The organism is Acidovorax sp. FG60 (assembly GCF_057808995.1).
Genome location: NZ_JBMDJC010000047.1, coordinates 1 through 5155 on the forward strand (window position 1 = coordinate 1; position 5155 = coordinate 5155).

5 protein-coding genes are annotated in these 5155 nt (G+C 61.3%); all 5 read left to right on the forward strand.

What is annotated here, in order from left to right; all coding sequences use genetic code 11:
• Nucleotides 1-76: 76 nt before the first annotated feature.
• The 5 genes from tnpA to ACODS0_RS27850 all read left to right on the forward strand — a co-directional run bounded on the left by tnpA (nucleotide 77) and on the right by ACODS0_RS27850 (nucleotide 5043).
• Nucleotides 77-478 carry an IS66-like element accessory protein TnpA gene (tnpA, locus tag ACODS0_RS27830; protein ID WP_121508969.1) on the forward strand — a complete coding sequence of 134 codons (402 nt, stop codon included), beginning with the start codon at nucleotides 77-79 and terminating at the stop codon, nucleotides 476-478.
• Nucleotides 475-810, forward strand: coding sequence for an IS66 family insertion sequence element accessory protein TnpB (gene tnpB / locus ACODS0_RS27835; RefSeq protein WP_121508541.1), 336 nt, complete (start codon nucleotides 475-477; stop codon nucleotides 808-810). Before tnpA ends, tnpB begins: the two co-directional genes overlap by 4 nt.
• A gap of 76 nt (nucleotides 811-886) precedes the next feature.
• Nucleotides 887-2380 carry an IS66 family transposase gene (tnpC, locus tag ACODS0_RS27840; protein ID WP_370110907.1) on the forward strand — a complete coding sequence of 498 codons (1494 nt, stop codon included), beginning with the start codon at nucleotides 887-889 and terminating at the stop codon, nucleotides 2378-2380.
• 316 nt (nucleotides 2381-2696) lie between these two features.
• Entirely contained in the window at nucleotides 2697-4175 is a 1479-nt protein-coding gene (locus ACODS0_RS27845) for a SulP family inorganic anion transporter (RefSeq protein WP_121508539.1), read from the forward strand.
• 10 nt (nucleotides 4176-4185) lie between these two features.
• Entirely contained in the window at nucleotides 4186-5043 is an 858-nt protein-coding gene (locus tag ACODS0_RS27850) for a universal stress protein (protein ID WP_121508538.1), read from the forward strand.
• Nucleotides 5044-5155 lie beyond the last annotated feature (112 nt).

Consider the following 5155-nt stretch of genomic DNA (forward strand, 5'->3'; position numbering starts at 1 on the left):
GTAAGCGAACGGTGATCCCATCTTGAGCAATGGCGAGAGGTAGGGCATCGTGTCCACGAAGGAGATCGTGGACACGATGCAAAGAGAGTCGACACTTGAAGTCCCGAAGCGTCGGGAGTACAGCAAGCAGATGAAGGCCTTGGTGCTGCAGCAATGTTCCCAGGAGGGTGCCTCAGTAGCGGGCGTGGCGCTCAGCCACGGTCTAAATCCCAACATGGTCCATCGCTGGATTCGTGAAGAACGGCAGCACAATTTGGGCGATGCTGGTCAGGTCACTTCGCCGCAGTTCATCCCACTTCAACTACCTGCCGCTGCTGTCATTGAGGCTGAGCCTCCCCAGGCCTGCCCGCCAGGCACAGCGCAAACTGGGGCGGCAATCCATATTGAAGTTCGTCGCGGTTCGGCTGCGGTCTCCATCCACTGGCCGATGGACAGCGCCTCGTCTTGCGCCGCGTGGTTGCGCGATTGGCTGCGATGATCCGCATCGATTCGGCCTGGCTAGCGGTTGCCCCGATAGATATGCGCGCAGGCATTGAGTCAGTGTTGGCGCGCGTGGTCATCGTCTTCGGATCCGCACATCCCCACCATGCCTACCTCTTTGCCAACAAACGTGGCAACCGGTTGAAGGTGCTCGTCCACGATGGCATCGGCATCTGGCTTTGCTCTCGAAGACTGCATCAAGGCCGCTTCGTTTGGCCGACCCCAGGAGGGGCGCATCAGTACTCCGTAAGCCAGTCCCAGTTAAGCGCCTTGGTCCTCGGCTTGCCATGGCAACGTCTTGGCGAAGATGGTGTCATCTCGATCGTGTGAGACGCTGCGCACAGGCTGCAATCCGGGCAATCGACAATGCGAGGTGACGCGGCTTTCGGCACACTACAAAGCCATGGTGGCTCAATTGCAATCCCTGGATGGTCTCAGCGCCGTGCAGCTGCGCGAGCTCACTGTCCGGCTCGCTGCCGAGGTGAAGCACAAGCAGGCACTGATAGACAAGCTCACGAACGAGAACGCACTGCTCAAGCGAATGAAGTTCGCAGCGCAATCGGAACGCTTCAGTGCAGAGCAGTTCAGTCTCCTCGACGGCTTGGATATTGAAGACCTTGCTTGCGAGAGCGAGGCCCCTCCCGCACCCACCTCGTTCATTCGTTCCAAGCTGCAACCGAAGCGGCAACACCTGCCACCGAGCTTGCCGCGCAGAGAGATCCTGCACGATCCGCAATCGACAGTGTGTCAATGCGGTTGCCAGATGAGGCGCGTTGGGCAGGACGTCGCAGAGAAGCTGGACTACACACCAGGTGTTTTCACGGTAGAGCGTCACATCCGCGGCAAGTGGGCCTGCAAGAGGTGTGAGAGGCTAGTACAAGCTCCCGTGGCCGCGCACATCATCGACAAGGGTATCCCAACGTCTGGCCTCCTCGCGCACGTACTCGTGGCCAAGTTCGCAGACCACCTGCCTCTGTACCGCCAGGAAGCAATTTTCAGTCGAGCTGGCTATGCGGTTCCGCGTTCAACCCTGGCGCAGTGGGTTGGCAGCTGTGGAGCGCAGCTGCAGCCTTTGGTCGACGCTCTTCGCGACGAAGTGTTGAGTCACGCCGTGCTCCATGCCGATGAGACGCCCGTCGCGATGCTCAAGCCTGGAATCGGCAAGACTCATCGTGCCTATCTGTGGGCGTACGCACCGGGTGCCTTCGAAGACACTCGGGCGGTGATCTACGATTTCTGCGACAGCCGTGCCGGTATTCACGCCCGCACCTTCCTTCAAGGGTGGCAAGGCAGTCTGGTGTGCGACGACTTCTCTGGCTACAAGGCCTTGATGGGCCATGGTGTGACCGAGGTCGGATGCTGGGCCCATGCGAGACGCAAGTTCTTTGATCTGCATGCTGCCAGCAAGAGCTTGATCGCAGAGAGTGCCCTTCAGCAGTTTGGCAGGATCTACGAAGTCGAGCGGGACCTGCACACCACAAACGCTGATGAGCGGTTGCTTGGGCGCCAGGCTCGGTCCAAACCGCTACTCGAAGCGCTTCATCTTTGGATGGTGCAGATGAGACACAAGGTGCCGGAGGGTTCGGCCACCGCGCGCGCCATCGACTACAGCCTCAAGCGCTGGGCGGCGCTGACGCGCTTCGTGTTCGATGGACGCCTTCCGATCGACAACAACCACATCGAGAACCAGATCCGTCCGATAGCCATCGGCCGTAACAACTGGCTGTTTGCCGGAAGCCTTCGCGCCGGCAGGCGTGCGGCCGCGATCATGACGTTGATCCAGACCGCCAAGCTCAATGGGCATGACCCCTACGCCTACCTCAAGGACATTCTCGAACGCTTGCCCTCTCACCGCGCAAACCGCGTGACGGAGCTTCTTCCCCATAGGTGGGGGTCGTAGAGTACCAAGTCTGGTAGCGATGCCGCACTCGCTTAGGTCCTGCGCTACGCTGCCGGTCTACAATACTTGGGTGCTGCAATCCATGTCCAAGTGCTCCGAAGCCACGGTGTTCGTTCCGAACCGTGAGCTGCCGCTTGGCTACTTCTGCTCCGTCACACCGCCATAGCCTGGTGCGTTTCAAGTCCCTTTTCTAGCGGGCTTTCACTTTCTTCTTTCGTGCGTCACTGCTTTCGGGCGGCTCGGCGCTGCGCATTTCTCTCGTTGTTTCCGTAGTCTGCAGCGCATCGGCCGTCGTCGGTGGCGTTGCCTTTTTCCCATGAATCTTTCTTCCATCCGGCAAACCTGGTTTGCCAATGTCCGGGGCGATCTGCTCGCGGGCATCGTCGTGGCGCTGGCGCTCATTCCCGAGGCCATCGCGTTTTCCATCATCGCGGGGGTGGACCCCAAGGTGGGGCTGTACGCCTCGTTCAGCATCTGCGTGATCATTGCGTTTGCCGGCGGCCGGCCAGGCATGATCTCGGCGGCCACGGGCGCCATGGCGCTGGTCATGGTCACACTGGTCAAGGACCATGGCCTGCAGTACCTGCTTGCGGCCACAGTGCTCACGGGCGTGCTGCAGATCCTGGCGGGCGTGCTCAAGCTGGGGGCGCTGATGCGCTTCGTCTCGCGTTCTGTGATCACGGGTTTCGTGAATGCGCTTGCCATCCTGATCTTCATGGCTCAGCTGCCCGAGCTCACAAACGTGAGCTGGGTGGTTTACGCCATGACGGCAGCGGGCCTGGCCATCATCTACGGCCTGCCCTACCTCACCAAGGCGATTCCCTCACCTCTGGTGACCATCGTCGTCCTTACCGCTGTCTCCATCGCCATGGGGCTGGATATCCGCACCGTGGGCGACATGGGCGAGTTGCCCAGCAGCCTGCCAGTCTTTCTGTTGCCCGACGTGCCGCTGAACCTGGACACGCTCAAGATCATCTTGCCCTATTCGATGACCTTGGCTGTGGTGGGCTTGCTGGAGTCGATGATGACGGCCTCCATCGTGGACGATCTCACCGACACCCCCAGCAACAAGAACCGCGAGTGCATGGGCCAGGGCGTTGCCAACATTGCCACGGGCTTTATCGGCGGCATGGCGGGCTGCGCCATGATCGGCCAATCGGTCATCAACGTGAAGTCGGGCGGGCGCGGGCGCCTGTCGGCGCTTGCTGCTGGTGTGATATTGCTGCTCATGGTTGTGTTTTTGGGCCGCTGGGTGAGCCAGATCCCGATGGCCGCCCTGGTGGCCGTGATGATCATGGTCAGCATCGGCACCTTCAGCTGGGATTCGGTGCGCAAGCTGCGCGAGCATCCGCCCAGCTCGTCCATCGTGATGATTGCCACGGTGGTGGTGACAGTCTCAACACACGACCTGGCCAAGGGAGTGTTTGTGGGAGTGCTGCTATCGGGCATCTTCTTTGCGCACAAGGTGGGCCGGGTGCTGCGTGTGGACCGCAGCAGCGGGGACGAGGGCCGAACGCGGGTGTACGGGGTGGTGGGGCAGGTGTTCTTTGCATCTTCCGAAGCCTTCCTCTCGGCATTCGACTTCAAGGAAGTGGTTCCCCTTGTCCGCATTGACGTGACGCGTGCACACTTCTGGGACATCACCGCCGTCGGCGCACTGGACAAGGTGGTGCTCAAGTTCCGGCGCGAGGGTACGGAGGTCGAAGTCATCGGCATGGACGAAGCCAGCAGCACGCTGGTGGACCGGTTCGCCGTCCACGACAAGCCCGGCGCTGTCGAACAACTCATGCACTGAGGAGACACCAATGAAGAAGGTTTACGCTTGTATCGATGGCCTGACGACAACGCCCGCGGTGATCGACTGGGCCGCCTGGTCGGCCCGGCGCCTTGGGGTTCCGCTGGAGCTGTTGCATGTGCTGGAGCGCGATCCCGATGCGGCCGCTGTAACGGATTTCAGCGGCGCTATCGGCCTCGGCGCTCAAGAGGCACTGCTAGGCCAGTTGAGCGACTTGGATGCCCGACGCGGCAAACTGGCCCAGGAGGCTGGGCGCCAGATGCTGGCGAGCGCGCAGGAGCGTGCCCGGTCCGCAGGGGTACAGCAGGTGGATGGGCGCATGCGCCACGGCGAGGTGGTGGACACGGTGCTGGAGATGGAGCCCGACGCGCGCCTGGTGGTTCTGGGCGAGCACCAGCGCGCCAGCAAAGCGGGAAGGTTGCATCTGGACCACCACGTGGAGCGCGTCGTGCGGGCAGCAAAGTGCCCGGTGTTGGTTGCGACGAAGGAAGAATTTGCAGAGCCTGCGCACTTCGCCATCGCCGATGACGGCAGTGCCACGGCCATCAGGATGGTCGAAGCGGTGGCGCGCAGCCCCATGCTGGCGGGCCTGCCGTGCACTATCGTGAGGTGCGGCACGGACGACAGCGAGGCGCGTCGGTCGCTGGAAGAAGCCCAGCAGGTTTTGCAGGCCGCAGGTTTCGAGGTGAATGTGGCGATGCTGCAAGGCGATGCACACGAGGCAATACCCGACTGGCTTGCCTCGCAAGGAACCTCGCTTCTGGTTATGGGCGCCTATGGCCACTCCCGAATTCGCCACCTTGTTGTTGGAAGCACTACGACCACCTTGCTCAGGGTGAGTCCATGCCCGGTTTTGATACTTCGGTAAATCAGTAGCAAGTAGAGGCTGCAACCCTACCTATCGAAGTCTTTGAGCGCAGGGGAAGGGCTGTGTTGGCGATTTCCCCGAGGGACGCAAGATGACTTCCCTAGACGCTTAC

Excerpts from the sequence above, each read along its gene's own strand:
- tnpA (WP_121508969.1), top strand. The coding sequence starts at position 77 with ATGCAAAGAGAGTCGACACTTGAAGTCCCGAAGCGTCGGGAGTACAGC.
- tnpB (WP_121508541.1), top strand. The coding sequence starts at position 475 with ATGATCCGCATCGATTCGGCCTGGCTAGCGGTTGCCCCGATAGATATG.
- ACODS0_RS27845 (WP_121508539.1), top strand. The coding sequence starts at position 2,697 with ATGAATCTTTCTTCCATCCGGCAAACCTGGTTTGCCAATGTCCGGGGC.
- ACODS0_RS27850 (WP_121508538.1), top strand. The coding sequence starts at position 4,186 with ATGAAGAAGGTTTACGCTTGTATCGATGGCCTGACGACAACGCCCGCG.